A 24,947-nucleotide genomic window follows, 5' to 3' on the forward strand; every position below is an offset into this window, starting at 1 on the left:
GATTGCGTCACTCTACTTAGATAGTGGCTTTAAGGCAGAACAGCGTGGTTCCCGGCTCGTCCGCTCTTGGGTAGAAATCGAATTCCAGCGGGGCGCAGGCATCGCGCGCCATTGTCAGGAAACCCAGGCCGGCGCCCTTGCTGTCCACCGGGGTTTCGGCGCGCAAGGTCACTTTGTAAGCTTGCTTGATCTCTTCAAGCGACATGTTGCGCAAGGGTTCGAGCTTTTCCCGCAGGCGGTCGACATCGCTGGTGGCAATCGGATTGGCACAGAGCATCAAGTGTCGATCACCCTCGGCGCTGATGCACACCGCGCCCTGGCGCAAAGACGATTCATCGTGCGGCTCGGTGGGCAACGAGTCGGAGGAATAGTGAATGATGTTTTGCGAAAGCTCGACGAAGGAGGAAAACAGCTTGCGTCGCGTCGGCCCGTTCACCCCCGAGATTTCCAGCTGCAGCCTGACCACCTCGGCCATGGCGGTAATGATGGTGTGCGAGAAATAACCCATGTGATAGAAAATCACATTGCGCTGCTGGGCCAGGTCGAAGAAATGGCAATCGGGGTGGGTCGTATTCGAGTTAATCATGATTGTTTCCAAGACGCGCGCAGAAGAGGGTGAGGTCGTCACGCCGGGTTTGCTCTCCCTGCCAATTGGCCAGCGTGCGTTGCAGGGCTTCGCAGATGACGGTCGCTGGCTGATTGCGGTGTTCCAGTATGGTGTCGAAGGCCTTGCTCTTGCCGAACGCAATATTGCGTGGGCCGCCAATCTGGTCGGTCAAGCCATCGGTGGCAATGAACACCAGGCTGGCCGGCGCCACTGTCACGTGGCTCACCGGCCATTGGTAGTCGATGTCGCTGTCCACGTAGCCGACGCCTACCCGTTGGCCGGCAAGGGTTTCCAACTGCTGGGCGTCAGGTGGCAAGAGGTAGAGCGACATGCGCGCGCCGGCAAAACTCAGGGTCTGGCTGGCGCTGTCGAACCAGAAGAAAGCCGCATCCAGGCCATCGTCGGACTCGGGGGTTTCATCGACGCCCTGGACCTGTCCCAACAATTCCTTGACGCTTTTATTCACCGCCGATAACAGTGCGCCGGGATCACGCGGCCCGAGTTTGACCAGCGCCTGGGTCAGCGAGGAGGAGGCGATCAGGGTCATGAAGGCGCCGGGAACGCCGTGACCGGTACAGTCGGCAATCGCTCCGAACCAGCCATCGGGGTAGGCGCAGAAATGATAGAAGTCGCCCCCGACCACATCCCGCGGTTCCCACAGCAGGATGGCATCGTCCAGGGTCGACTTCAGGGCATCCCGCGAGGCGCGCAGCATGGCGCGCTGGATAACGCTCGCATACTCGATGCTCTGCATGATCTGGCGATTTTTCTCGGCCTGCATGGCCGCGACCACTTCCATCAACTGCAGGCCATTGCCCAAGCCGGCGAATTGGCCGTCGCGGGTGATGATAAAACCGTCCGCCAGGGTCTTTTCGCCAAACTCCACGGTCTTGAACGTCAATTCTTCAATGCTCATCCCGGCATCGACGATCAACGGCTCCTTGTCCATGAAGGCAATGCAGCTTTTCTTGTCGTACAGCTCGCGGTGAAACGGTTTGCTCATCATCGACAGGAAGATGTTGCGGTTGATCAGGCCGATGGGGCGCTCGTCTTCGAGTACCGCCAGGCAGACGATCTCTTTGTGCGAATTGAAGGTTTCCATCACCAGGGCGTTGGTGCTGCTGGAATCAATCACCGGTACCTCAATGCACAAGTCACCGGCGCAGCGATGATCTCTAGGTCGCTGTGGACGCATAAAGGGGAAATTTTCTGCGCGCATGCTGAGGTCGCCGGGCGAGGTGAAGGCACAATGCTATCTGCGGAATATGAAGCTTATATGACGGTCTCTGGCTGGGCCGTCGGCTCGACTCTGCGGCACGCTGGCTCTGCGCGCATGTGACACCGTGTATCACAGTGTGTACGAAGCGACGGCTGATACATCCCGCGACTTCCTGCCCGCTTTCGCGACACAGAAGGGATACACGCTCGCGATTAACTTTGCTGGTCGAACAACGCAGCCCGCGACGCTGCTGATTCGCGCCATCCATTGTTGACCGGGAGATGTCCATGAAGCGCCCCTACGCGGCCCTTGCCGCCACCCTCGCACTTTCGCTGACGGTCCTCGCCAGCGCCGCCCATGCCGCTGATGAGAGCCCCAAGGAAAAATGCTACGGCGTGTCCAAGGCCGGCCAGAACGATTGTGCCGCCGGCAAAGGCACCTCATGTGCCGGCACCGCCGAGGCCGACTACCAGGGCAATGCCTGGGTACTGGTGGACAAGGGCACCTGCACCCGGATCAAGACGCCCAAGGGCTTCGGCTCCCTGGCGGAGCAGCCATGAGTCGCGGCAACAGCGGCGCGACTGCCGGCCTGACGCGGCTGCTGCCTGAGCCACTGTTGCTGCTGGTGGCGCGCCTGGGCATCGCCTCGGTGTTCTTTCTTTCCGGGCGCACCAAGGTGCAAGGCCTGTTGACGATCAAGCCATCGACCTACGTGCTGTTCCGTTCGGAGTACGTGTTGCCGTTGATCCCGTCCGACCTGGCGGCGCACCTGGCGACCTATGCCGAACACCTGTTTCCGATCCTGCTGGTGCTGGGCCTGCTGACACGCCCGGCCGCCGCCGCACTGCTGGGAATGACCCTGGTCATCGAGGTCTTCGTTTATCCCGGTGCCTGGCCGACGCATCTGACGTGGGCCGCTCTGCTGTTGCCACTGATCGCTCATGGCGGCGGTCGCTGGTCGCTCGATGCGCTGTTGCAGCGCCAACGCCGGTAACGCACCACCCATCATCCACCATCACATCAGGCCCTGGCGGCCTGTGGGGAAACACCATGCGCAAGCTTCCAACCCTGGCCCTGGCCGCACTGGCCCTGGCAACACCGATGTTTGCCGGCGCCGCCGGTACGACGCCACCTGCTGGCGCGAAAAACATCGTCATCGTCCACGGCTCCTTTGTCGACGGATCGGGCTGGCGGGTCGTTCACGACATCCTGATCCACAAGGGCTACAAGGTCACCGTCGTGCACCAGCCAGCGACCAGTATGGACGAGGACATCGCCGCTGCCCGGCTGGTTCTCGACCAACAGGTCGGTCCGGTGGTGCTGGTCGGCCACAGCTCCGGCGGTGCGGTCATCGGCATGGCCGGCGAGCGCGACAAGGTCAAGGCGCTGGTGTATGTCGCCGCGCTGCAACCGGAAGTGGGCGAAAGCCTGACCCAGTTGCTGGACTCCATGCCGACGCCGAACAACGACATCCACGCCACCCGTGACGGGCACCTGTTTGTCGACCGCGCGAGGTTCGGCGAAGACTTCGCCGCCGATCAGACCAGCAATCGCAGCGATTTCCTCGCGGCTTCGCAAGTGCCGGCGACCGCCGCGACCTTCGGCACGCGGACCTGGGCCGCGGCCTGGCACCAGAAGCCGAGCTACGGGATCGTCGCCACCGAGGACAAGGCCCTCAATCCAGACCTGCAGCGCTGGATGTACAAGCGTGCAGGCTCCGTGGTCACCGAGATCAAGGGCAGTCACACGCTGTACATCTCTCAGGCCGAGGCGGTGGCGAAAGTCATCGAGCAGGCCGCGTTGAGCGTCAAGTAACGCTCGCCCATATCGTAAGCATCACTGCTGTCCCCCTGACTGAATCTGGAGAAATATCATGGCTAACACCGCATCCCGTTTGAGCATTGCCACCGCCGCCGCATTGATCGCACTGGCGTCCGCTTCGTTTGCCGTATCGGCCAGTGCCGCCGAGAAAGAGCAGCCGGGTCGTTGCTACGGCGTCAACAGTTGCAAGGGCGAAAGCCTCTGTGCCACCGCCAAGAATGACTGCAAGGGGTTGAACAGTTGCAAGGGGCAGGGCGTTATCGTCAAGACCCCGAGCGAGTGCCTCAAGGCCGGCGGCACCCTGACCGAGGCGAAGTAAGGCCAGGGCTTGCTGGTAATTAAGGAGATCTGAAGCCAGGCACGGTTTTGTGGCGAGCGGGCTTGCCCGCGCTGGGCCGCGAAGCGGCCCTGAAATCAGCGACTTCATTGTGTCAGGCAGAACGCAGTCACAGGTATCACGACTGCTACGCAGCCGAGCGCGGGCAAGCCCGCTCGCCACAGGGACGCACCCGGCTTCAGATCTCCTCAACTGGCAGGCAAGCCAGGCTTCTACAGCTCAGACGGTGTTTTCAAGACGGTTTTCCTCTTTCAAGCCGAGTACATGCGATGTCCACTTCCACCTTCTCGGGTTACGGCCTGGGTCTGCGCAAGGAACACTATCGGGACTTCCTGGAGACCCGGGTCCCGGTTGATTTTGTCGAAGTGATCTCGGAGAACTTCATGGTCGACGGTGGTCAGCCGCGGCATATCCTGCGCCAGGTCCGCGAGCGTCATCCGGTCGCATTGCACGGTGTCTCGATGTCCATCGGTTCGGCGGACGGGCTCGACTGCGCTTACCTGAAGCGCTTGAAGGCACTGGTCGATGAGATCGAACCGCTGTTCGTGTCCGACCACCTGAGCTGGTCGCGCATCGATCACTTCAATTCCCATGACCTGCTGCCCGTGCCCTACACCGACGAGGCCCTGGATCGGGTCTGCGACAATATTTCCCGCGCCCAGGATGTCCTGGGCCGCACGATGCTCTTTGAAAATCCCTCCAGCTACCTGGCCTTCGATGGGGCCTCGATGAGCGAGTGGGAATTTATCACGGCCATGTCCAGGCGCACCGGCTGTGAGCTGCTGCTCGATGTCAACAACCTCTTTGTCAGTGCGAGCAATCACCGCTTCGATGCCCTGGCGTTTCTCGATGGTCTGCCGGCTGACCGGGTGCGCCAGATCCACCTGGCCGGCCACAGCCAGGGCAAGGAACTGCTGATCGATACCCATGACAGCCCGGTCTGTGCCGAGGTCTGGGCGTTATACACCTTGGCGATGGCCCGCTTCGGCCCGCTGGCGACGATGATCGAGCGCGACGAGCGGATCCCGCCGCTGGCCGATCTGCTCAAGGAGCTGACGATAGCCCGGACCCTCGGCGGTCTCGATGGACGGGCCTGCACGCGGAGTGGGCTATGAACCTGGGGCAATGGCAGCGTGAGCTGCGCAACTGGCTGGTCAGTGCCTCGGCGGAAACGGCTGCCAACCTTGGTGCCAAGGCCGGGTTGTCCGTCTATCAGAACAACTACCGCACACAGTTGCTGGGATGCCTTGAAGAGGCGTTTCCCCAGGTCCGTGCCTGGATCGGCACCGAGGCTTTTTTTGCGGCGGCCGTTACCCATATCGATCAGTGCCCGCCCCATGCCTGGACCCTGGATGCCTATCCGCAAGGGTTCGACCAGACCCTGGCAAGGCGGTTTCCCGATAACCCCGAGGTGCACGAGCTGGCCTGGATCGAGCGGGCACTCGACGAGTCGTTCGTGGCCGCCGATGCCGAGCCGCTGTCCGTGGAAGCGCTGGCGGGCGTCGATTGGGAGACGGCCTGCCTGAGGCTTGCGCCATCCCTCAGGAGTCATGCCCTGAGCAGCAACGCCGAATCGATCTGGTCGGCCCTCAGCGAAGGGCTGCCGCCGCCCGCGCCTGAGCGTCTGGCCGAGGCGGCGGGCCTGCTGGTCTGGCGTCGGCAGTTGACGGTGCGCCTGCGCCCCGTCGAAATGCTGGAACACCAGGCGCTGCTGCACTTGCAGGAGAACGGCAGTTTTTCCGGACTCTGCGAATGGCTCGTCGAACGCCTCGGTGAAACCAGCGGCATTGCCAAGGCCGGAGCGCTGCTTGCCAACTGGCTGGCCGGCGAACTGATCGTCGGCGCTGACTTATACAAAGCTTGACTTCTCTTTTTATATCAGTAACATACATGCCATTCCGCAATAGCTCAGTTGGTAGAGCAAGTGACTGTTAATCACTGGGTCCCTGGTTCGAGTCCAGGTTGTGGAGCCAGATAGAAGAAAAAGCCTGCAGTGATCAGGTCGTGTAAAAACACGGTCTGCCCAGGCTAAAAACAAATGCCCCGACTTGTCGGGGCATTTGCGTTTCTGACATCAAATAAACAGCGACCTCCCAATCCGGCAATGCCATCAGCTTTTGCGCTCCCAGCGCCTTTGATAACCCTTTTCAAGTTGTAGGCCTGCACCGTAGGCGCTATTTCTGCATGAGTGCCCTTCAGTTGGCACGCAAGAATCTGTCATTGATATCTGTCCTCCCAAGGGTGCAGGAGAATCGAATAATGGTTCGATTTTCCTCAATTCAAGGACATCTATCGGTAGATGGTTGTAGTCCGTTTCGCTGAATCGAGTGGGCTTTTGCTTTATGTGCTGAGGAGGGTGGCACAGTCGCTTGAGATAATTCACTATTGGATCCATGAGATGAACACATATCTCATGTAAGAAACGTAAAAATATTTAAAAATGTTTATTTTCTGTGGATTTGGTCGACAAGGCTTTGTGAGTGACTACAGTTGTAAATTCCAATCTTGCTTTATTTTTTGTGATGGCATTAGCTGTTGAGAAGAAGGACCTCTGGGGGGGATATGGCTGCAAATAGTTTTCAGAATGAAGTGCCGAAGGCTCGAGTCAATATCAAGCTCGATCTGCATACCGGCGGTGCGCAGAAAAAGGTGGAGTTGCCGCTGAAGTTAATGCTGATGGGCGACTACAGCAACGGCAGGGAACAGCGACCGCTGTCTGAAAGAAGCAAGGTCGATATCAACAAGAACAACTTCGACAGCGTCCTTGGGGGATTTTCTCCGCACCTGAATCTGACGGTGCAAGACACTTTGGTTGACGACGATACCGACACCGCTGTCGTGTTGAATTTCAAGAATATGAAGGATTTCGAGCCTGAGCAGGTGGCGCGGCAGATACCGCAGCTGCGTGCGCTGCTGGCGATGCGCAACCTGCTGCGCGATCTCAAGTCGAACCTGTTGGATAACGTGACCTTTCGTCATGAATTGGAGCGCATCCTCAAGGATGATGCGCTGAGTGACGAACTGCGCGCCGAACTGGCCGCGCTGGCACCACAAGAAGGTCGTTAATTTCCTCCGGTTCGCTTCATAGGTAGTTCCTTTATGTCCGTAGAACATTCATCCGCACAATCTGGCGGCGCTGTAGTGCTGTCTGAAGAAAAACAAAGCGTTTACACCACCCTGTTCAACAAGATCAACCTCAGCCCGATTGCGGAGTTGGGCAGTATTGATGCTTTTCAAAATACCGAGGCATTATCCGATGCTTCCGCCGATGAGCGAGTGACGGCCGCCGTCAGCGTGTTCCTGAGGCTGCTCAAACAGTCGTCGCAGAAAGTCGAGCGCCTGGATCGGACGCTGTTGGACGAGCATATCGCGTCGTTGGATGCGCAGATCAGTCGTCAACTGGATGCCGTGATGCACCATTCGGATTTCCAACGAGTCGAGTCAACCTGGCGCGGCGTAAAGTCGTTGATTGATCAGACCGACTTTCGTCAGAACGTTCGTATCGAACTCTTGGATATCAGTAAAGATCATCTGGTACAAGATTTCGAAGATGCTCCGGAAATAGCCCAGAGCGGCCTCTATTTGCACACTTATACCCAGGAGTACGACACCCCGGGTGGGGAGCCGATTGCAGCGGCCATTTCCAACTACGAGTTTGATCGTGGTCCGCAGGATATTGCCTTGCTGCGCAACATTTCAAAAGTGTCGGCGGCAGCACACATGCCTTTTATCGGCGCCGTTGGCCCTGCTTTTTTTGGCAAGGAGTCGATGGAGGACGTAGCCGCGATCAAGGACATCGGCAACTATTTTGACCGCGCCGAGTACCTCAAGTGGAAAGCCTTCCGCGACAGTGACGATGCCCGTTACATCGGCCTGGTTCTGCCGCGCGTCCTGGGACGTTTGCCCTATGGCCCGGATACCATCCCGGTGCGCAGTTTCAACTACATCGAGAGCGTCAAGGGACCTGATCACGGCAAGTACCTTTGGACCAACGCCTCGTTTGCCTTCGCGATAAACATGGTGAAGAGCTTTGTCACCAACGGCTGGTGCGTGCAGATTCGTGGGCCACAGTCAGGCGGCGCGGTCACCGATTTGCCGATTCACTTATACGACCTCGGCACGGGTAACCAGGTAAAAATCCCCTCCGAGGTGATGATTCCGGAGACCCGCGAATTTGAATTTGCCAATCTCGGTTTTATTCCCCTGTCGTACTACAAGAACCGGGATTACGCCTGTTTCTTTTCCGCCAACTCCACCCAGAAGCCGGCGCTGTATGACACTGCCGATGCCACCGCCAACAGCCGAATCAATGCGCGTTTGCCGTATATCTTTCTACTGTCGCGCATTGCCCATTACCTGAAGCTGATTCAGCGCGAAAACATCGGAACCACCAAGGACCGGCGTGTGCTGGAACTGGAGTTGAACAAGTGGGTCGGTGGGTTGGTGACTGAAATGACCGATCCGGGCGACGACTTGCAGGCTTCACACCCGTTGCGCGATGCGAAGGTGAGCGTCGAGGACATCGAGGACAACCCCGGTTTCTTCCGCGTCAAATTGTACGCCGTACCGCATTTCCAGGTTGAAGGCATGGACGTCAATCTGTCGTTGGTTTCGCAGATGCCCAAAGCGAAAGCCTGATTTACTCGTAGGGAAACGATGTCATGAAGATCGACCGCCCCTTGTGGGCTGCGGGGGTTCTGCTGTCTCCGCAGCAATTCCAACAGCAGGCGCGCTGGGAAGCCTGGGCCAACCAACATCTTGCTCATCTGTCCTGGGTACACCCTTGGGGTGTCCAGGCAGTGGCATTTGACCCGCAGGCCTTGAGCCTGGGTAAGCTCAAGGCTACCCAACTGCGTTTGCGCATGCCTGATGGCACCTTGATCGATAGCGAACAGGTGGATCGACTGCCGCCGGCGTTGGAGTTGTCCCGACTGCTGTCCGATAACGCCCAGGACGCCACCCTGCTTCTGGCCTTGCCATTGGAGCAGGCCAACGGCAACAACTGTCTGTTTGACGCGGGCACGGCTGAACGGCCGACGCGTTATCGCCAGGATTGGCGCCAGGTACAGGACATCTACGCAGACGAGGTGCAGTCGATTGGCGTGCTGGAGCACGCCTTGAGCCTGCGGCTGGAGAGCGACGACAACGCTGATTACCTGACCTGCCCGGTCGCGCGTCTGGTACGCGATGGGCAGGGGGCCTGGGGGCTGGATTCAACCTATGTGCCGCCGCTGCTCAACTTCGCCGCTCATTCAGGATTGCTGACACAGCTGGACAATCTGTTGACCCAGTTGTCCGCCAAGCGTCAACGATTGATGGGCATGCGTCGCGAGAGCAACCAGCGCATGGCTGACTTTGCCGTGGCCGATGTGTCGTTGTTCTGGTTGCTCAATGCGTTGAATACCTATCAGCCGGTGTTGGCTGATCTCAAGGCATACCCGGCGCGCCACCCCGAGCAGGTGTATCTGGAACTGGTCAAGTTGGCCGGGAGCCTGCTGACTTTTTCACTGGAACACGATCTCGACAAGATTCCCGCCTATCGGCACGAGCACCTGGGAAACGTGTTTCCACCTTTGATGCGCATGATCTCGACCTTGCTGGAAGCCAGTCTGCCGTCGCGGGTCGTTGCCCTCGTACTGGAGGAGAAGGGTGCCAACCGTTGGCAGGTGAGTCTCGACGATGCTCGCTTGCGTGAGCCTGACGGCGCCGATTTCTATCTGTCGGTGCGTTGCCGGATGCCTGCCGCGCAACTGCAGAAGCAGTTTCCGCGCCTATGCAAAGTGGGTACGCCGGACGAGGTCAATCAGTTGATCAACGCTGCCCTCGACGGTGTCCCGTTGCAGTCGCTCAGCCATGTACCCGCGGCTATTCCATTGCGTCTGGAGAACCAGTACTTCGCTCTCGACCTCAGTCATCCCAAGGGCCAGGCCATGTTGGACGGAGCCGTTTGTGCCTTCTACGTGCCGAGCACGCTGGCCGACGTGAAGCTTGAACTATTCGCGGTGCTGCGCACATGAATCTGATCGCATCCAGGAAACAGACCACCCCGGCGGTGGATATCGACGCGCTGTTGCAGGACAGCTACCTGCTGGTGGTTGAGTTGCGCCAGGACAGCAAGGCGCAGGACGGCGAGGCTCTCTGGGCGCTTTGCGTGGAGCAGATCGAGCACGTTCGGCAACAGCTCGAACAGGCCGACCTTGGCCCTCGCGGTATCGACCACATCAGCCACGCTCAATGCGCCTTGCTGGATGAAACCGTGCTCGGCTGTACCGCGGGTGACGTCCACTCAAGTTGGGCCAGCGAGCCCCTGCAGGCGAAGTTCTTCGGTCATCACCAGGCGGGAGAGTTTTTGTATGAAGACCTGCGCGAAGTACTGCGCGAGCCCGCGCCCGATCCGTGGGTGCTGACGGTATTCCAACGGGTCTTGATGCTGGGCTTCCAGGGCCGTTATCGCGATGTGAACGACCCTGAGCGTGAGCAATTGCTGGAGGCGCTGACGGCACGGGTTCCTCCCTTGGCACTCAACCACGGGTTCACGACCCAGGCGAATGTTCGCCAAGAGTTGAACCCCCTGCGTGGGTGGCGATCCCCTCTGGCGCATTTCTTTCTGGTGGGGCTGTTGCTTGTCGGTGTCTGGCGGGGGTTGGACCACTGGTTGGGTGGTCTGATTGCCACGCTGTTGTCTGGCCAGGCGTGATGATGACTCTCAAGCTGATACGAACCCTTTGGCTATGGGCCGGGACCTTGGTTCTGACGCTGCTGGCGGCCCTTCCGCTGGCCGGCGGGACACGGGCGATGGCGGCACTGACCCTTGTGTGCCTGGTCGCCGTGGCCTGGATCCGGGCGGGCCGGCGTGCAGCGCGTCAGAGTGAATCACTGGTTCTGGCCGACAACATGTCCCTGCCGCCGGCGTCCTACCGCAAGCCCGTGGTCCTGGTTTGTGGTGATGGGCTGGCGGGTCTGTTTGGCGCGATCGCGACTGAGCGACTGGCCCTGCGCGTCACCGAGCACGGTTGCTATGTGCGGGTACCGGACCTTGCGCAGTTGACGACGGTGACTACGGGTTTGCTGGCATTGCGGGCGGACTGGGGCGGGCAGCTCAGCGTCATGTTTGTCACCAATCCGGTTGAGCACACCGACGACGCGGTACTGGCCGCCAAGGTACGCACCTTCTGTTACCAACTGACGATCATTCGCAAGCGCGGCATGGCGTTGCCGCTGCTGTTGGTGAGCTACCTGCAAGCGTCGCGGGGCGAAGGGCCATGGTTCAGTTGGGAGGCGGGCCAGCCCCGCCCTTGCGTGCGCGAGGCCGGTGCGTGCGTCAGCCTGGCCGCTTGGCAACGGCAGGCCGCCAGCACCGCAGCGCGCGGCGCCCGTTTGCAGACCAGTATTCAACTGAGCAGTGCGGCGAGTTGGCTGGCGGAAAAGGTCCTCCCGTACTACGCGGTTCATGACGCCGGTCGTGCCGTCAGTCCGCCGGTGGCCTGCGCCTTTACCCTGGTCCCGGCGCTGCCCCAGGCGGTGGCGGGTAACCTGTGGCAGCAATGGCTGCGCGACAGGGTCGCGCTGGTGGACACCCGCCAGGCGCGGTCTGATGCGGATAGGGCGTTACCCTTCCCGGATCCATTGCTGACGGTATTCCCGACGCAGGTCCGGCATTCCTCGACAAAACGCGCGAGCGTGTTGGCGCTGTGGCTGTTCGCGCTGGCGGCTATGGTCGCCCTGGCCAGCTCGGCCTGGCAGAACACCTTGCTGGCCCGCCAGGTCAGTGATGACCTGCGTCGCTACTCCTCCATTTCCCTGTTGGAACATCGTAGCCAGCCCGAATTCGCCCTGCGTGAACAGGCGATGAGCGTGCTCCATCAGGATGCCCAACGCCTGGACCACTACTACCGCCACGGCGAACCCATGATGCTGGGCCTGGGGCTGTATCGCGGCGAACACCTGCGGGCGCCGGTGTTGGCGGCGATTGCCAATCACCGGCCGCCGCCGCTCGCGCAAAGACCGGCGCAGGTCCCCAATCCGGTGCGCCTGGACAGCCTGTCGCTCTTCGGTGCCGGGAGCGCCGAGCTCAAGCCGGACTCGATCAAGGTCCTGATCAATGCGCTGGTCGACATCAAGGCCCAGCCAGGCTGGCTGATAGTCATCGCCGGGCATACCGATGCCACGGGCAACGCCGAACACAATCTCAAGCTGTCACGTGCCAGGGCGGCGGCGGTACACGACTGGATGCAACGCATGGGCGATCTCCCCGACAGCTGTTTTGCGGTTCAGGGTTTTGGCGCCAGTCAGCCGATCGCGAGTAATGACACCGAAGTCGGGCGCGCGGCCAACCGTCGCGTCGATATCCGTCTGGTACCGGAGGTGGGGGCCTGTGCGTTGCCCATCGCGGGGCCGGACAGGCAACCCCCTGTCGCATTCGGCGGCAGTTAATTTTCGAGACAAGGAGCTTCACATGGCCATTCCTATTTACCTGTGGCTGACAGATGACGGCGGCAATCACATCAAAGGTTCAGTGGATGTGCAAAAGCGCGAGGGCAGTATCGAAGTGCTCGCCCAGGAGCACAGCTTGTACATCCCCACCGACAACAACACCGGCAAGTTGACCGGTGCGCGGGTTCATGCCCCGTTTCTGTTCTCCAAGGAAATCGATGCCTCCAGTCCCTACCTGTACAAGGCAGTGACCTCCGGACAGACCCTTAATAGCGCCGAGTTCAAGTGGTACCGCATCGACGATGCCGGGCAGGAAGTCGAGTACTTCATTGCCAAGCTGGAAAATGTGAAGGTCGTGAAAGTCGCGCCGAAAATGCACGACGTCAAGGACCCGGACAAGGAGAAGCACAACCACCTGGAGGAGATCGAACTGCGTTACGAGAAGATCACCTGGACCTACAAGGACGGCAACATCATTCACTCGGACGCCTGGAGCGAGCGCCAGAGCGCCTGACGCGAGAAGGCCGGCAGACAGGCTTCGGTCTGCCGGCTCCCGGTATCCAGGGTTGAGCGTCCGTTCGCGGGCGCCCAGCCATGCACATCGAGTTTCAAGCTCTCATCGCTTGCCCAGCCAAACCCCGCCGAAAATCCAGAACAAGGACGCATCCGCATGGCACAGAGTTCCACCCGTTTGCTTCGCCGCCTCAATCCCTACTGCGCTCAGGCATTGAGCGCGGCGGCTTCGTTGTGCCAAAGCCGGGTCCATGCCCGGATCAGCATCGAGCACTGGCTGCTCAAACTGCTGGGGCAGGGCGAGGGCGACCTGACCGTTATCGCACGCCGCTACGACTGGGATATGGACGCGCTCTGGTGCGGGCTGCTCAACCATCTCGACAACCTGCCGCGCAGTGTGCAGGGCAAGCCGCAGCTGTGCGACAAGTTGCAGCAGCTGATCAGGAACGCCTGGTTGCGCGCATCGCTGGATGACAACAACGACCACCTGCGTTCGGCACACTTGCTCGGCGCGTTGATGGAAACCCCCGGTCTACTGACGTGCGAAGCCGCATGGCCGCTACTCAGTCTCAGTCAGGTTCAGTTGCGGAATCTGTTTGCGCTGCTCGATCAAACTTCCGAAGAGCGTCCCCAGGTGCAGCGGGACATCGACCACGATCGAACAGAAGTATCTACGGACGAAATCGCCACGCCCCCCGCCAGCCGACCCAGGCACGAGGCTTCGCAAGCCGTGCTGGAAAGGTTCACCCAGGACCTGACCGCCAAGGCCGGGGAAGGGCAGATTGACCCGGTTTTCGGGCGTGACGATGAAATCCGCCAGGTGATCGATATCCTCAGCCGTCGACGCAAGAACAACCCGATCCTGGTGGGTGAACCCGGGGTGGGCAAGACCGCCCTGGTTGAAGGCCTGGCGTTGCGCATCGCCGAGGGCAACGTTCCCGACAGCCTCAAGTCGGTCAGCGTACGCAGCCTCGACCTGGGCCTGCTGCAAGCGGGTGCCGGCGTCAAAGGCGAATTTGAACAACGCCTGAAAAACCTGATCGACGCCGTGCAGCAGTCAGAAAAACCGGTACTGCTGTTCATCGACGAAGCCCATACGCTGATTGGTGCCGGCAATCAGGCGGGCGGTGCCGACGCGGCGAATCTGCTCAAGCCGGCCCTGGCTCGCGGCGAGTTGCGTACCATCGCCGCCACCACCTGGAGCGAGTACAAACAGTACTTCGAACGCGATGCCGCGTTGGAGCGGCGCTTCCAGATCATCAAGGTCGACGAGCCGGACGACGTCAACGCGAGTCTCATGTTGCGCGGTCTCAAGGCACGCTATGCCAGCCATCATGGCGTGCATATCCAGGATGCGGCGATTCAGGCCGCGGTGAGCTTGTCGCGGCGCTACCTGACGGGTCGGCAGTTGCCGGACAAGGCCGTCGACCTGCTCGACACCGCCAGCGCCCGGGTGCGCATGAGCCTCGATTGCGAACCCCAGGCGTTGCTCCGGCTCAAGGCCCGGCAGACCGCCCTGGAGTTGGAACGCAAGACCCTGGAAGAGGATCAGCAGCTTGGCGGCAGCGGCGCTGAAGAGCGTTTGGTGACGATTGCCGTGCAGCAGGCCGAGCTGCATGACCAGCAACGCGAACTGGAGCAGCAATACCGGTCCGAACTCGACCTGATACGGCAACTGCTCGACGCTCGCCAGGCCGAACCTGTGCAGCTGGACGCCTGTGCCTCGTTGCAACAACAACGGGTCCAGATTCAAGGCTCGCAACCGCTGCTGTCCCTCGACGTCGACGCCTGCAGCGTGGCCGAAGTGGTGGCCGACTGGACCGGTGTGCCGCTGGGCAGCCTGCTCAAGGACGAACACGCCAACCTGCTGGCGCTGGAGCAGCAATTGGGTGAGCGCGTCATCGGTCAGAGCCCTGCGCTGAACGCCCTGGCCCAGCGCCTGCGCGCCGCCAAGACCGGGCTGACGGACGAAAAGGCCCCGCTGGGGGTGTTTCTGCTGGTAGGCAGCAGCGGTATCGGCAAGACCGAAACCGCCCTGGCCCTGGCCGACAGCCTGTTCGGTGGCGAGAAGTCGCTGATCACCCTCAACTTCTCCGAGTACCAGGAAGCCCACACGGTCAGTCAACTCAAAGGCTCGCCGCCGGGCTACGTCGGTTATGGCCAGGGCGGTGTGCTGACCGAAGCGGTACGGCAACGGCCCTACAGCGTGGTGCTGCTCGACGAAGTGGAAAAGGCCCATCGCGACGTACTCAACCTGTTTTACCAGGTGTTTGATCGCGGCTTTATGCGCGACGGCGAAGGGCGTGAAATCGACTTCCGCAACACGGTCATTGTCATGACTTCCAATCTTGGCAGCGATGAACTGCAAGCCTGCCTGCACGAGCACCCTGACGCGCCGGACGACACCCTGCAGGAGTTACTGCGACCGATTCTGCGCGAGCACTTCCAGCCGGCCCTGCTGGCGCGCTTCCAGACCCTGATCTACCGCCCGCTGCAAGCCGACGCCCTCAAGCGCATTGTTGCGATCAAGCTCGCCCAGGTCACCCAGCGCTTGCAGCGCCACTACGGCCTGGACTGTCAAGTCGACGTGGGCCTCAACGATGCCCTGGTTGCCGCCTGCCTGTTACCCGACAGCGGCGCGCGCAATATCGACAGCCTGCTCAATCAGCAGATCCTGCCGGTGCTCAGCCAACAGTTGCTGCAACGCCAGGCGGCCCAGCGCAAAACCCAGGGTGTGACCCTGGGTTACAGCGAGGCTGAAGGCATCACCCTGCATTTCACTGACGTAGAGGACGCGGCACAAGTGGTGGTCATGGAGGCTTGACCATGCTTAACGAACTGCGCACTTTCTTCGACCACAGCCGCCATAAACTCTGGGTCCGTAATGTCGGCGCCGTGCTCGATGTGCTGGCCTTCGAGGGCGAGGAAGGCCTGAGTCGGCCATTCAAATACAGGGTGGAGCTCACCAGCACCGACGGTGATATCGCCGCCGAACAGATGCTCGGCCAGGATGCCCGTTTCAGCCTGCACACCGCACCGCACAAGCTACCCGTGGCGTTGCCCGGCCTGTCCACGCCGGAGGTCAAACCGCTGCGGCTGTTGTACGGCGTGATCACCGCTTTCAAGCGTTTGTCCAGTTCCAACGACCAGGCCTGCTACGAAGTCACCCTGGAGCCGCGTCTGGCGCTGCTCGGTCGAGGCAAACAGTTCCGTATTTACCAGCACCAGTCGGTGCCGGAAATCGTCGAGAGTATTTTGCGCGGTCGCCACGACTTCGAGGGCCAGGATTTTCTCTTCAAGCTGGTGCGCGACTACCCCAAGCGTGAACAGGTCATGCAGTACGACGAAAGCGACCTGGCCTTTATCGCCCGGCTGCTGGCCGAGGTCGGTATCTGGTATCGCTTTACCAGTGACGAACGCCTGAGTATCGATGTCGTCGAATTCCATGACGACCAGCGTCACTACGCCAAGCCCCCTGTCGAGCTGCCGTATCGTCCGCAATCCGGACTGGGCAGCACTGGGCAGGATGGCGTGTGGAAACTGCAATCGAGCCATCAGGTGGTGGAGCGGCACGTCAATATTCGCACCTACCACCACCGCGACGCCAGCGCCTGGCTTGACGGTGAGGTGGACCAGACGCGAGGGGCCAAGACCACCTACGGCGAGGCCTATCTCTACGCTGAACCCTACCGGGTCCTTGGCGACCCGATTCTCCAGGACGAAGACCTGCAAAGCGAAAGCGGCTACTTCTATGCGCGTCTGCGTCATGAACGTTACCTCAATGGTCAGACCCAACTCAGTGGCGCCAGCAGCAGCGCCACCCTGGCGCCCGGCCAACAGCTCAACATCACCGGCGGCGCGCCGCGGGCCTTCGCTTCAAGAGCGGTGATCATCCAATTGACCACCCGCGCCGCGCGTGATAGCAGCTTGGAAGCCACCTTCGAGGCGATTCCCTACTCGGAAACGGTGTGCTTCCGTCCGCCGTTACTAGACAAGCCGAAAATGGCCGGCACCGTCCCGGCCCGTGTCACCAGCCCGCAGGCCAACGATCCCTACGGGCATATCGATCTGGAAGGGCGCTACAAGGTCAACTTCCTGTTTGATCGTGACAGCTGGAAGCCCGGGCAGGAAAGTCTGTGGTTGCGGTTGGCGCGGCCTTACGCCGGCGACATCCATGGCCTGCACCTGCCGCTGATTCCCGGCACCGAAGTGGCGGTGGCCTTCGAGCAGGGCGACCCGGACCGGCCCTATATCGCCCATGCCCTGCACGACAGTCGACACCCGGATCACGTGACCCTGGGCAAGCGCAACTACACCCGCAACGTGTTGCGCACCCCGGCCAACAACAAGCTGCGCATGGAAGATCGGCGCGGCCAGGAGCACGTCAAACTCAGCACCGAATACGCCGGCAAGAGCCAGCTCAACTTGGGGCATTTGGTGGATGCCGAGAAGCAAAAGCGTGGCGAGGGCGCTGAACTGCGCACGGACGGTCATGCCGCCATCCGGGGTGGTAGCGGCATTTTCATTAGCGCTGACAAACAGTCGAAAGCGCAGGGCGAAATGCTCAGCATGCGTGAGGCCCTGGCGCAATTGGAAGAGGCACTCCAGCGCGTGCAGGGATTGGCCCGTAATGCTGCAGCGACAGGGGCTCTAGAAGCGGACAGTGCGGTGCCGGAGCACCTGAAGGGGGTGCTGGGGCAATTGAAGGAAGCGGGTTTTCTGGTCTCCGCTCCTGCCGGTATGGCCCTGGTGACACCGGAGCATTTGCAACTGGCGGCTGGCCAGACCTTCTCTGCCGTAAACAACAATACCGACTTCAGTGTATTGAAGCGCTTTACCGTGGCTGCCGGCCATGCCATTGGTCTGTTCGCACAAAAGCTGGGGATGAAGTTCATTGCCAATCAGGGCGCAGTGTCGATCCAGGCGCAGAACGACCGTATGGAATTACTGGCCCGGCAGGGTCTGGATATCAGCAGTACCGAGGATGAAATTCGAATCACCGCGAAAAAGAAAATCACCCTAAATTCCGGCAGCAACTATATAACCCTCGACCCCTATCGCATCGAGATCGGCTCACCGGGTGAAGTTGAGATCAAGTCACCTCATTTTGACTATATACAGACTGCGGCCAGGTTGAAAACAGCGCCTGTTCCCATGGCCGAGCCTTTGGGTGACGAGCCTAACCGACTTCTGCTGAATTTTTTTGATGCAATGGCACAACCCATTGCAGGCGTGCCTTATGTCCTGACCTTCGATAACGGCCAAGTACTGCAAGGCCATCTGGACGAGCAAGGTCACGCTCTACACAGAGTGGTTCCTGAAAGTCCGGCGCGTGTGCAGTACCAACTTCCTGAGCCTGAGCCCGATCAACCCTGGCCTTCTTATGTTTTGTTGATGGAGGCGCAGCCGTCAACAGTGCAATACCCGACGCAGGCGTCAGGGCCAGGCGTCTGGGTAACCCAGGAATATGATTATCTGGGGATGGCTAATTTAGCCATCGGATTGCTCAACCGGGTTACCTCCATGGGGGATCAAGGGCGGGTGTTTGGCAGTGATGGCAGGGACCTGAAAAATACCATGAGGGATGTCATACAGGAGTGGCAGCCACTTCCCGAAGATGCGCCGTTGTCATTGTTGCAAACCTCCATGACGCATACATATGGCGAAACCCGGCGTATACGGCAGCAGTACCTCGAAGGTGATGATCAATGGGCGATTAGCGGCAGCTCATGGTACTGGAAGCCCGTCATCGCCAATAAAGTATTCGAAGTCGAGGAATGAGAGTGTTCATGAATAAGAAGTTTGTGTTTTTGTTTTGGGGTGTGATGGATTTTTTATATGTGCTGGGTTTTTTGTATTTGAATCTTAGTCGTGGACGGATTCCGCTGTATGACGATGTGCTTTCATTTGCGCAAGTAAATCTGCAGTTTGGAGAAAATTTGCTGACGTTGTTTTTTGTCGGTTCCATGTTACTGACGGTTTCAATTCACATGACGATGTGGATGCTCTTTAAACAGCACCCGTGGGCGCGTTTTGTTGCCTATGTGCAGGTTCCATTTCGTTTGTGTTTTTCCGTGCCTTCGTTGTCCTTCATTCCTTGGATGATCAGTCTTTTTCAGCTGAAGCAGGCATTCATGATGATTTTTATTTTATTCGTCTCTGAAATATTGAAAGTCATCAGTCTTTATAAAGTTGATGTTCGTCAGAAGACGGAGGGCTGATTGCGTATGCACTTTTCTGATCGATCAGGGAAATATTGGCCCGCCTGTAACGGCATAACCCTTTCATTGAACGTTGTGATGGACTACCCATGAATGAAGACCTCCAGAACGCCTTGGCGTTCTACCAACCCGCTCCACCGGGCTGGTTTGCGGGTGCCCAAGCGCGGGTCGAGGCCAGCGGCGTATGGCTTTGGGAAACCCTGCAAGGCGACTTCCATGAAAACCCCAGCACCGCGCAGGTAGTCACCGGAACGGTCATTTCGATGATCCCGTTGGTGGATCAGCTCTGTGACATACGCGACTTCATCGCCAACTGTCGCAAGATCAACGAGGACAGCAGCGATACCTGGGCCTGGGTTGCCATGGTGTTGACCCTACTCGGTGCCGTTCCGGTCCTGGGTTCACTGGTCAAGGGCTGCTTCAAGGTCATGATCCAGGCGACGCGCCGCCGTTTTCACACTGCCCTGAAATCCAAGGAACGCGATAGCGCGGCGATCGAGCAGGGAATGATCCTGCTAAAGCGCTATCTGGATATGGAGCCCGTGCGCAAGACGCTGGCTCGCATGAAGATCCACAATGTCTACCAGTATCTGGCGGAACAAATGGAGGGGCTGAAGAGCCTGTTGAGCGTGGATCTGTTACTGGACGCCTTCAAGACCTTGATGGATACCACCCGCAAATTGATGGACACCGTCATCGGGTGGGGGCCGGTGTCGCTGAAGGCTCCGGTGGAAGCGCTATGGGGGATTATCGAGCGAGTATCCGTCAAGGCGCCTGCCGAGCTGAAAAAGGCCCTGAACCATGCCCAGGAATATCTGGACACCCTGGCTAACCGCCTGCGGGTGGAGGGCGATAACGCCTACAGGGCGCGACCGGGGAACAATAACCATGTGCTGGGGCAACGCGATGCCGCGGAACTGGAGCTGTTTAAACAGAAACAGCCGGATTGGGTGGATAGGACCACAAAGACGAAATATTCGGCTTTGGAAGAATTTCCGCCAAATGCCTTGAAAGATATTTCTAACGGTTGGCCGGATATCAGTGCGACTTCCAAGCATCCAGCGTTGAAGGGGGCATTCAACACTTTCGATGAATCTTTGCGCGCAAGCCGGGTTTCGCCGGGCGAGCGCCTATACCGGGTGGTGGACCACAGGTCCTACGACAATAGTATTTGCTGGATGCGTGAGGCCGAGTTCAGTGCACTGAAGTCGAAAAGCCAATGGCGGCGTGAGTTCGCGGTGTGGAAGCACTGGAACGAGAACGGCGAATACCTCATCTATACCGTGCCGAAAAACCAGACGCTAAAGGTTTGGGAAGGCAGTGCGGGAACCCAGACGTTCAAACCTGACGAAAGCTACAAGTTGCAAGGAGGTCGCCAGCAGATAGTGCTGAACCCGGATGATCTCGATCCTAAATTCGTCAGCGCTCGGCAAAAAACTGGCTGGGGCTATGACGATGGCATCGGCATCTCTGACCTCGACCCGCTCAAGCCCTATTTGGGCCTGCCTGATCTGACCCATCAATGGCGTATGCCCAAAATCAACAAGGAACTTTGAAATGGCCGTTCTACACCCGCTGGAATGTTACCTCCTGGAAACCTTCAGCTCCCCTGAACACTTCGCTGCCACTCGCGATGCAATTATTGAATGGATCGATGCCCACGAGGCAGCTTATGCCCGCATTCAAACGCAACTAGACCCCCGTCAGCGCAACAAGCCGCAGTGGCAACAAGGCGATTTGGTCTGGGGGAACTGTGTGCTACCCAATATTCGACCTGATCGGGCTTTTTATATCAAGGCGTATATCCAGCGTATTAATAGTGACCCGTTGGCCTTCAAAGCAGGTTATGCCATGCGCGAGAATAATCGTGGCATCCGTGAGTTTTGGGATGGCTGGATGACCGAGGAAGAGCAACAGCGTATCTCGCTAACGGGTGACCGGGCTACCAAACTGGATGACCGACTGGGGAACACTACTGGGGGCTGGCGCGAAGGATCCTTGACCTATAACGGACAGGGTGGTCTATATCAAGTGTCTGAATTGCCCCGACGCATTCCTCGATATGTGCTGGACCCAAGTGTGCGCATAGAGAAAGACGAGGGCGCCAAGCAGATTGGTATCTATTTACCAGATGTCGATTTTGTGGCCGCGCGTTTACTGTATCCCACCGAATTCGAGGGGGGGATCGAGGGTTATCAGGGTGTCAAACGTAGCGATTATGTCTGTGAGACAACCGGCAAGCGTGCCTACAACTGGACTGAAAGCCAGTGGGTCGAAACCGGCTGGACGCTGATCCGCCGAGTGGAAGGCGAATTCATCGACGTCCCGGAGCAAGGCTTTTTCCCCAGAGGCCAACCGGAAGAACTGTACACCTGGCCCGAGCGCGAAGCGCAGTTCATTAATCGGGACGGAACCTTTATCACGGCTCAGTCGGGAGAACCTGCAGCACATAGCGGCAAGTGGTCAACTTTCGGCCGCCAAGGTTTTGAGTATCTCAATCTGCAACAAGGTCAGCATTTACCGCACAAGGATGAACAGTCGGTGAGGTGGACGCTGATCGAGCGTGCCGATGGCGGCTCGTGCATTGAACCCAACAAGGAGCGTTGAAATGGCCGTTCTGCATCCGTTGGAATGTTATCTGCTGGAAACCTTCAGCTCTCCTGAACACTTCGCTGCCACTCGCGATGCAGTTATCGAATGGATCGATGCCCGCGTTCAAACGCAGCTGGACCCCCAGCAGTGCAACAAGCCGCAGTGGCAACAAGGCGATGTGGTCTGGGGGAACTGTGTGCTACCCAATATTCGACCTGATCGGGCTTTTTATATCAAAGCGTATATCCAGCGTATTGATAGTGACCCGTTGGCCTTCAAAGCAGGTTATGCCATGCGCGAGAATAATCGTGGCATCCGTGAGTTTTGGGGTGGCTGGATGACCGAGGAAGAGCAACAGCGTATCTCGCTAACGGGTGACCGGGCTACCAAACTGGATGACCGGCTGGGGAACACTACCGGGGGGTGGGGTGAGAGAGACTTGACCTACAACGGACAAGGTAGTTTGTATCAAGTATCCGAATTGCCCCGGCGCATTCCTCGATATGTGCTGGACCCAAGTGTGCATATAGAGAAAGACGAACGCCCAAAACAAATCGGTATTTATTTGCCGGATGTGGATTTTGCAGGAGCCCATCTTCTGTATCCCACTGAGTGGACTGAGGGCGGGAAGAAAGTCTGGCGTGGTGTCAGGCGTAGTACTTGGGTACATCCCGATACCGGCAAGCGCGCTTACGACTGGAAGGAAAGCCAGTGGGTCGAAACCGGCTGGACGCTGATCCGCCGAGTGCCAGGTGAATTCATCGATGTCCCGGAGCAAGGTTTTTTCCCAAAAGGCCAACCGGACGAGCTGTACACCTGGCCTGAGCGCGAAGCGCAGTTCATTAGCCGGGACGGAGCCTGTATCACAGCCCTGTCGGGGGAACCCGAATGAAGGGGATTATTCGCATTGGCGACACCACCAGCGGTGTCGGTACGGTGTTATCGGGTTCTACGGCGATGCGCTTTGGCGGTATTGGCGTGGCCCGGCAGGGGGATCCGGTCAATTGCCCAAGGCGTGGACATGGCAGGACGCTGATTGCCGAGGGGCATCCGACTTTCCGCGACAACGGTATACCCGTTGCCTTTCAAGGACATCTATGCGCCTGTGGCTGCGTGCTGATTTCGTCCTTGCCCAATGCGACAGCGAGCTGACTCATGTCGGTCAAATTGGACAAGATCCCCCCTCTCATGGTGGCCCCATCCGCGCCGCGTGCGTGGCGTTGGCTGCTTTTGCTGGCCGTGCTGTTGCTATCGGGCCTGGGCCTGACTCTGTGGTTGGCGGGCGACACCTTTACTCATCAGTCGAATCAGTTTTGGCTGATCGCGCTGGGAATACCGTTTCTGATCTGGTGCGCACTGAGCGTTGTACGTGTGACGGCGTATCTCGGCGACTCGAGTGTGGCTGCTGGTTGGAATGACGAGCGCGAGGCGGACCTGATTCAGAAAATGCGTCGGGGGCGTCGTTCGCAGCAAGTGCTGGCGGTCAGTCTGCATACCGCATTGCGTGAGCGGGGTGTCGAGAACGCTGAAACTCAACGGGATGCTTTGCAAAACGGCACGAAGGCCTTGAATGTTCAAGCTGCCTGGCAGGCCAGTGAAGAGGGGATCCGTCACAGCCGTTTGCCGCATGAACAGGGCGAATTGCCAGACACGTTGCTGCGGCGGGTGTTGCTGCAAGTGTTGAGCGAGATCGGCAAGGTATTGGAGACGCTTGCGCAGGACAGGCCTCTGGCTCTGTTGTTGGAGATGAACAGCGGTGTCGCCGAGAACGTGCTGAGCGAACTGTGGCAAGCAGTCTGGGCCGAGTCCGGCATCCGCCAGAAGGTCACGCGGGTCGAAGGTAGTGGACTATCGGTGGTGGATGCCTGGCTGGATGAGCGCATCCACGATCAGGCGTTGTTGCTGGTGGTGGCGTTTCAGCTCGCTCCTTCTGAAGGGCAAGGCACTGCCGAAGCTGTCGTGGGTTTGTTGTTTGGTAATCGCCTGACGCAAACCATGCTGGAACCGATGGCTTATCTGCATCGGCCTGAGCAGGAGCGCGAGCCAACCCCCGAGGGCTTGCTCCGCGCCACGCGCCAAGCCCTGGACTGGGTGCCGGTGCAAGCATCGTCCATTGGGCACGTCTGGGCAGTGGGGGCCGACTTGACCCGCATGACGGCCATCACCATGGCACTTAGCGAAACTCCGATGCCGCTTGAGCATAAACAAGGTTTGCATGACTTGGGGGGCTCCCTGGGTCATCCAGGGTGCGCGGCACCGTGGGTGGCCATAGCTGCCGCCGTGGAATCGATCCGCGGAGAGGGTAAGCCGAACTTCATTTTCAGTGGAGAGAGCCCCGCCGATTTGCGGCTGTGGTGCTTGGTGGTCATGCCGCCCTCCGTGAGCTAGGGAAATCTGATGAGCAGTCGTCGTTTGTGGTTGTGGGTGTTGGTCGGTCTGGTATTACTGGCGGCGATGTCCGTATGTCTAGTGGTTTGGTGGTCGCCTGCAGTGCCAGGCATGCGGTTGGGTCGAGATGAGCAAGCTACCGGGTGGCTGGTGACCGCGGGTTTCACCTTTATGGTGCTGGCAGTGGTGGCTGGCTTCCAATTAGTGAGACGTAAGGTAGGCGGCTTGTCGTATCGGCACCTTATGGGGAACGACCTGAGTACGCCGACTTCCGCGCCTGCAAAGGGCGAAGCCCACGTATGGGAAAAGCTGCGTGCTCACCTCCACCAGCGCTACGGCTCATTCTGGCGTCGCAGGATCCGCTTGCTATTGGTGGTCGGTGAACCGGCACACATCGAGGCCATGGCGCCGGCCTTGGCCAAACAGCAGTGGCTGGAGGGCCAGGATACGGTCCTGCTCTGGGGCGGCAGCGTGCGGGCCGAACGGGAAGGGGGCGTGTTTGCCCAGTGGCGCGGCCTGAGCCGCTGGCGCGCCCTGGACGGGGTGGTCTGGGCGCTGGACAAGGAGCAGAGCAGCGATGCCGCCGCGATGCGCACTGGCGTGCGTCGCCTGCAGGCCCTGGCCCGTGAGCTGAACTGGGAGTTACCGTTGCACCTGTGGCAGGTCTGCGCCAGTGAATGGTCGCAGGCCAAGCGCGAGGCTCAGCCAGTCGGCTGCTTACTGGGCACGCCCTTCACCGAAGCGGTGCTGGAAACGGCCCTGGGGCGTTTATTGGCGCCCTTGCGCCACGCCGGAATCGCCCAGATGCAGACCACC

General features: G+C 59.4%; 22 protein-coding genes, 1 tRNA gene and 1 pseudogene. 22 read left to right on the top strand and 2 right to left on the bottom strand.

Going from position 1 to position 24,947, the window contains the following annotated elements; genetic code table 11:
- Positions 1-16: 16 nt before the first annotated feature.
- Both M5B99_RS23275 and M5B99_RS23280 read right to left on the bottom strand, forming a co-directional pair.
- On the bottom strand, positions 17-586 hold the full coding sequence (locus tag M5B99_RS23275) for a SiaB family protein kinase (RefSeq protein WP_248806267.1): 570 nt from the start codon (positions 584-586) through the stop codon (positions 17-19).
- Complete coding sequence (locus M5B99_RS23280; protein ID WP_248806288.1) at positions 579-1,802, bottom strand: SpoIIE family protein phosphatase; 1,224 nt, start codon at positions 1,800-1,802, stop codon at positions 579-581. The genes M5B99_RS23275 and M5B99_RS23280 overlap by 8 nt, the downstream gene beginning before the upstream one ends.
- Before the next feature lie 311 nt (positions 1,803-2,113).
- Between M5B99_RS23280 and M5B99_RS23285 the strand changes: the two genes are divergently transcribed.
- The 22 genes and pseudogenes from M5B99_RS23285 to M5B99_RS23390 all read left to right on the top strand — a co-directional run.
- Positions 2,114-2,386 (top strand): DUF2282 domain-containing protein, encoded by a 273-nt coding sequence (locus tag M5B99_RS23285; protein WP_248806268.1) that lies wholly within the window; start codon positions 2,114-2,116, stop codon positions 2,384-2,386.
- Positions 2,383-2,820 (top strand): DoxX family protein, encoded by a 438-nt coding sequence (locus tag M5B99_RS23290; protein WP_248806269.1) that lies wholly within the window; start codon positions 2,383-2,385, stop codon positions 2,818-2,820. Before M5B99_RS23285 ends, M5B99_RS23290 begins: the two co-directional genes overlap by 4 nt.
- Before the next feature lie 56 nt (positions 2,821-2,876).
- On the top strand, positions 2,877-3,641 hold the full coding sequence (locus M5B99_RS23295) for an alpha/beta fold hydrolase (RefSeq protein ID WP_248806270.1): 765 nt from the start codon (positions 2,877-2,879) through the stop codon (positions 3,639-3,641).
- A 58-nt stretch (positions 3,642-3,699) separates the two neighbouring features.
- The gene (locus tag M5B99_RS23300; protein ID WP_248806271.1) at positions 3,700-3,966 is read left to right on the top strand and encodes a hypothetical protein; all 267 of its coding nucleotides are present in this window, start codon (positions 3,700-3,702) and stop codon (positions 3,964-3,966) included.
- A gap of 287 nt (positions 3,967-4,253) precedes the next feature.
- The gene (locus M5B99_RS23305; protein ID WP_248806272.1) at positions 4,254-5,099 is read left to right on the top strand and encodes a DUF692 domain-containing protein; all 846 of its coding nucleotides are present in this window, start codon (positions 4,254-4,256) and stop codon (positions 5,097-5,099) included.
- Complete coding sequence (locus M5B99_RS23310) at positions 5,096-5,848, top strand: DNA-binding domain-containing protein (protein WP_248806273.1); 753 nt, start codon at positions 5,096-5,098, stop codon at positions 5,846-5,848. The genes M5B99_RS23305 and M5B99_RS23310 overlap by 4 nt, the downstream gene beginning before the upstream one ends.
- Positions 5,849-5,881: 33 nt before the next feature.
- Positions 5,882-5,957 (top strand) — tRNA-Asn (locus tag M5B99_RS23315).
- Between the two features lie 589 nt (positions 5,958-6,546).
- The gene (gene tssB / locus M5B99_RS23320; protein ID WP_248806274.1) at positions 6,547-7,050 is read left to right on the top strand and encodes a type VI secretion system contractile sheath small subunit; all 504 of its coding nucleotides are present in this window, start codon (positions 6,547-6,549) and stop codon (positions 7,048-7,050) included.
- Between the two features lie 33 nt (positions 7,051-7,083).
- A complete protein-coding gene (tssC, locus tag M5B99_RS23325) occupies positions 7,084-8,622 on the top strand; it encodes a type VI secretion system contractile sheath large subunit (protein WP_248806275.1) in 1,539 nt (512 codons plus the stop codon).
- 23 nt (positions 8,623-8,645) lie between these two features.
- Positions 8,646-10,001: a type VI secretion system baseplate subunit TssK gene (tssK, locus tag M5B99_RS23330; RefSeq protein WP_248806276.1), complete on the top strand. Its 1,356-nt coding sequence runs from the start codon at positions 8,646-8,648 to the stop codon at positions 9,999-10,001.
- Positions 9,998-10,681 carry a type VI secretion system protein TssL, short form gene (gene tssL, locus M5B99_RS23335; RefSeq protein WP_248806277.1) on the top strand — a complete coding sequence of 228 codons (684 nt, stop codon included), beginning with the start codon at positions 9,998-10,000 and terminating at the stop codon, positions 10,679-10,681. Before tssK ends, tssL begins: the two co-directional genes overlap by 4 nt.
- Positions 10,681-12,417, top strand: coding sequence for an OmpA family protein (locus tag M5B99_RS23340; protein ID WP_248806278.1), 1,737 nt, complete (start codon positions 10,681-10,683; stop codon positions 12,415-12,417). The genes tssL and M5B99_RS23340 overlap by 1 nt, the downstream gene beginning before the upstream one ends.
- A gap of 22 nt (positions 12,418-12,439) precedes the next feature.
- Positions 12,440-12,931, top strand: coding sequence for an Hcp family type VI secretion system effector (locus M5B99_RS23345; RefSeq protein WP_248806279.1), 492 nt, complete (start codon positions 12,440-12,442; stop codon positions 12,929-12,931).
- 156 nt (positions 12,932-13,087) lie between these two features.
- Positions 13,088-15,754 carry a type VI secretion system ATPase TssH gene (gene tssH, locus M5B99_RS23350; RefSeq protein ID WP_248806280.1) on the top strand — a complete coding sequence of 889 codons (2,667 nt, stop codon included), beginning with the start codon at positions 13,088-13,090 and terminating at the stop codon, positions 15,752-15,754.
- 2 nt (positions 15,755-15,756) lie between these two features.
- The gene (locus M5B99_RS23355; RefSeq protein ID WP_248806281.1) at positions 15,757-18,711 is read left to right on the top strand and encodes a type VI secretion system Vgr family protein; all 2,955 of its coding nucleotides are present in this window, start codon (positions 15,757-15,759) and stop codon (positions 18,709-18,711) included.
- 8 nt (positions 18,712-18,719) lie between these two features.
- Entirely contained in the window at positions 18,720-19,151 is a 432-nt protein-coding gene (locus M5B99_RS23360; RefSeq protein WP_248806282.1) for a hypothetical protein, read from the top strand.
- A gap of 89 nt (positions 19,152-19,240) precedes the next feature.
- A complete protein-coding gene (locus M5B99_RS23365) occupies positions 19,241-20,707 on the top strand; it encodes a hypothetical protein (RefSeq protein WP_248806283.1) in 1,467 nt (488 codons plus the stop codon).
- A gap of 1 nt (position 20,708) precedes the next feature.
- Positions 20,709-21,758, top strand: coding sequence for a hypothetical protein (locus M5B99_RS23370; RefSeq protein ID WP_248806284.1), 1,050 nt, complete (start codon positions 20,709-20,711; stop codon positions 21,756-21,758).
- A gap of 1 nt (position 21,759) precedes the next feature.
- The gene (locus M5B99_RS23375) at positions 21,760-22,635 is read left to right on the top strand and encodes a hypothetical protein (RefSeq protein WP_248806285.1); all 876 of its coding nucleotides are present in this window, start codon (positions 21,760-21,762) and stop codon (positions 22,633-22,635) included.
- Complete coding sequence (locus tag M5B99_RS23380) at positions 22,632-22,895, top strand: PAAR domain-containing protein (RefSeq protein ID WP_248806286.1); 264 nt, start codon at positions 22,632-22,634, stop codon at positions 22,893-22,895. The genes M5B99_RS23375 and M5B99_RS23380 overlap by 4 nt, the downstream gene beginning before the upstream one ends.
- A gap of 3 nt (positions 22,896-22,898) precedes the next feature.
- Positions 22,899-24,131: a hypothetical protein gene (locus M5B99_RS23385; RefSeq protein ID WP_248806287.1), complete on the top strand. Its 1,233-nt coding sequence runs from the start codon at positions 22,899-22,901 to the stop codon at positions 24,129-24,131.
- Between the two features lie 243 nt (positions 24,132-24,374).
- A pseudogene (locus tag M5B99_RS23390) lies at positions 24,375-24,947 on the top strand (type VI secretion protein VasK); the annotation flags it as partial.

The organism is Pseudomonas sp. MWU13-2100 (assembly GCF_023242365.1).
Lineage (GTDB): Bacteria > Pseudomonadota > Gammaproteobacteria > Pseudomonadales > Pseudomonadaceae > Aquipseudomonas.

Excerpts from the sequence above, each read along its gene's own strand:
- M5B99_RS23275 (WP_248806267.1), bottom strand. The coding sequence starts at position 586 with ATGATTAACTCGAATACGACCCACCCCGATTGCCATTTCTTCGACCTG.
- M5B99_RS23280 (WP_248806288.1), bottom strand. The coding sequence starts at position 1,802 with ATGCGTCCACAGCGACCTAGAGATCATCGCTGCGCCGGTGACTTGTGC.
- M5B99_RS23285 (WP_248806268.1), top strand. The coding sequence starts at position 2,114 with ATGAAGCGCCCCTACGCGGCCCTTGCCGCCACCCTCGCACTTTCGCTG.
- M5B99_RS23290 (WP_248806269.1), top strand. The coding sequence starts at position 2,383 with ATGAGTCGCGGCAACAGCGGCGCGACTGCCGGCCTGACGCGGCTGCTG.
- M5B99_RS23295 (WP_248806270.1), top strand. The coding sequence starts at position 2,877 with ATGCGCAAGCTTCCAACCCTGGCCCTGGCCGCACTGGCCCTGGCAACA.
- M5B99_RS23300 (WP_248806271.1), top strand. The coding sequence starts at position 3,700 with ATGGCTAACACCGCATCCCGTTTGAGCATTGCCACCGCCGCCGCATTG.
- M5B99_RS23305 (WP_248806272.1), top strand. The coding sequence starts at position 4,254 with ATGTCCACTTCCACCTTCTCGGGTTACGGCCTGGGTCTGCGCAAGGAA.
- M5B99_RS23310 (WP_248806273.1), top strand. The coding sequence starts at position 5,096 with ATGAACCTGGGGCAATGGCAGCGTGAGCTGCGCAACTGGCTGGTCAGT.
- tssB (WP_248806274.1), top strand. The coding sequence starts at position 6,547 with ATGGCTGCAAATAGTTTTCAGAATGAAGTGCCGAAGGCTCGAGTCAAT.
- tssC (WP_248806275.1), top strand. The coding sequence starts at position 7,084 with ATGTCCGTAGAACATTCATCCGCACAATCTGGCGGCGCTGTAGTGCTG.
- tssK (WP_248806276.1), top strand. The coding sequence starts at position 8,646 with ATGAAGATCGACCGCCCCTTGTGGGCTGCGGGGGTTCTGCTGTCTCCG.
- tssL (WP_248806277.1), top strand. The coding sequence starts at position 9,998 with ATGAATCTGATCGCATCCAGGAAACAGACCACCCCGGCGGTGGATATC.
- M5B99_RS23340 (WP_248806278.1), top strand. The coding sequence starts at position 10,681 with ATGATGACTCTCAAGCTGATACGAACCCTTTGGCTATGGGCCGGGACC.
- M5B99_RS23345 (WP_248806279.1), top strand. The coding sequence starts at position 12,440 with ATGGCCATTCCTATTTACCTGTGGCTGACAGATGACGGCGGCAATCAC.
- tssH (WP_248806280.1), top strand. The coding sequence starts at position 13,088 with ATGGCACAGAGTTCCACCCGTTTGCTTCGCCGCCTCAATCCCTACTGC.
- M5B99_RS23355 (WP_248806281.1), top strand. The coding sequence starts at position 15,757 with ATGCTTAACGAACTGCGCACTTTCTTCGACCACAGCCGCCATAAACTC.
- M5B99_RS23360 (WP_248806282.1), top strand. The coding sequence starts at position 18,720 with ATGAATAAGAAGTTTGTGTTTTTGTTTTGGGGTGTGATGGATTTTTTA.
- M5B99_RS23365 (WP_248806283.1), top strand. The coding sequence starts at position 19,241 with ATGAATGAAGACCTCCAGAACGCCTTGGCGTTCTACCAACCCGCTCCA.
- M5B99_RS23370 (WP_248806284.1), top strand. The coding sequence starts at position 20,709 with ATGGCCGTTCTACACCCGCTGGAATGTTACCTCCTGGAAACCTTCAGC.
- M5B99_RS23375 (WP_248806285.1), top strand. The coding sequence starts at position 21,760 with ATGGCCGTTCTGCATCCGTTGGAATGTTATCTGCTGGAAACCTTCAGC.
- M5B99_RS23380 (WP_248806286.1), top strand. The coding sequence starts at position 22,632 with ATGAAGGGGATTATTCGCATTGGCGACACCACCAGCGGTGTCGGTACG.
- M5B99_RS23385 (WP_248806287.1), top strand. The coding sequence starts at position 22,899 with ATGTCGGTCAAATTGGACAAGATCCCCCCTCTCATGGTGGCCCCATCC.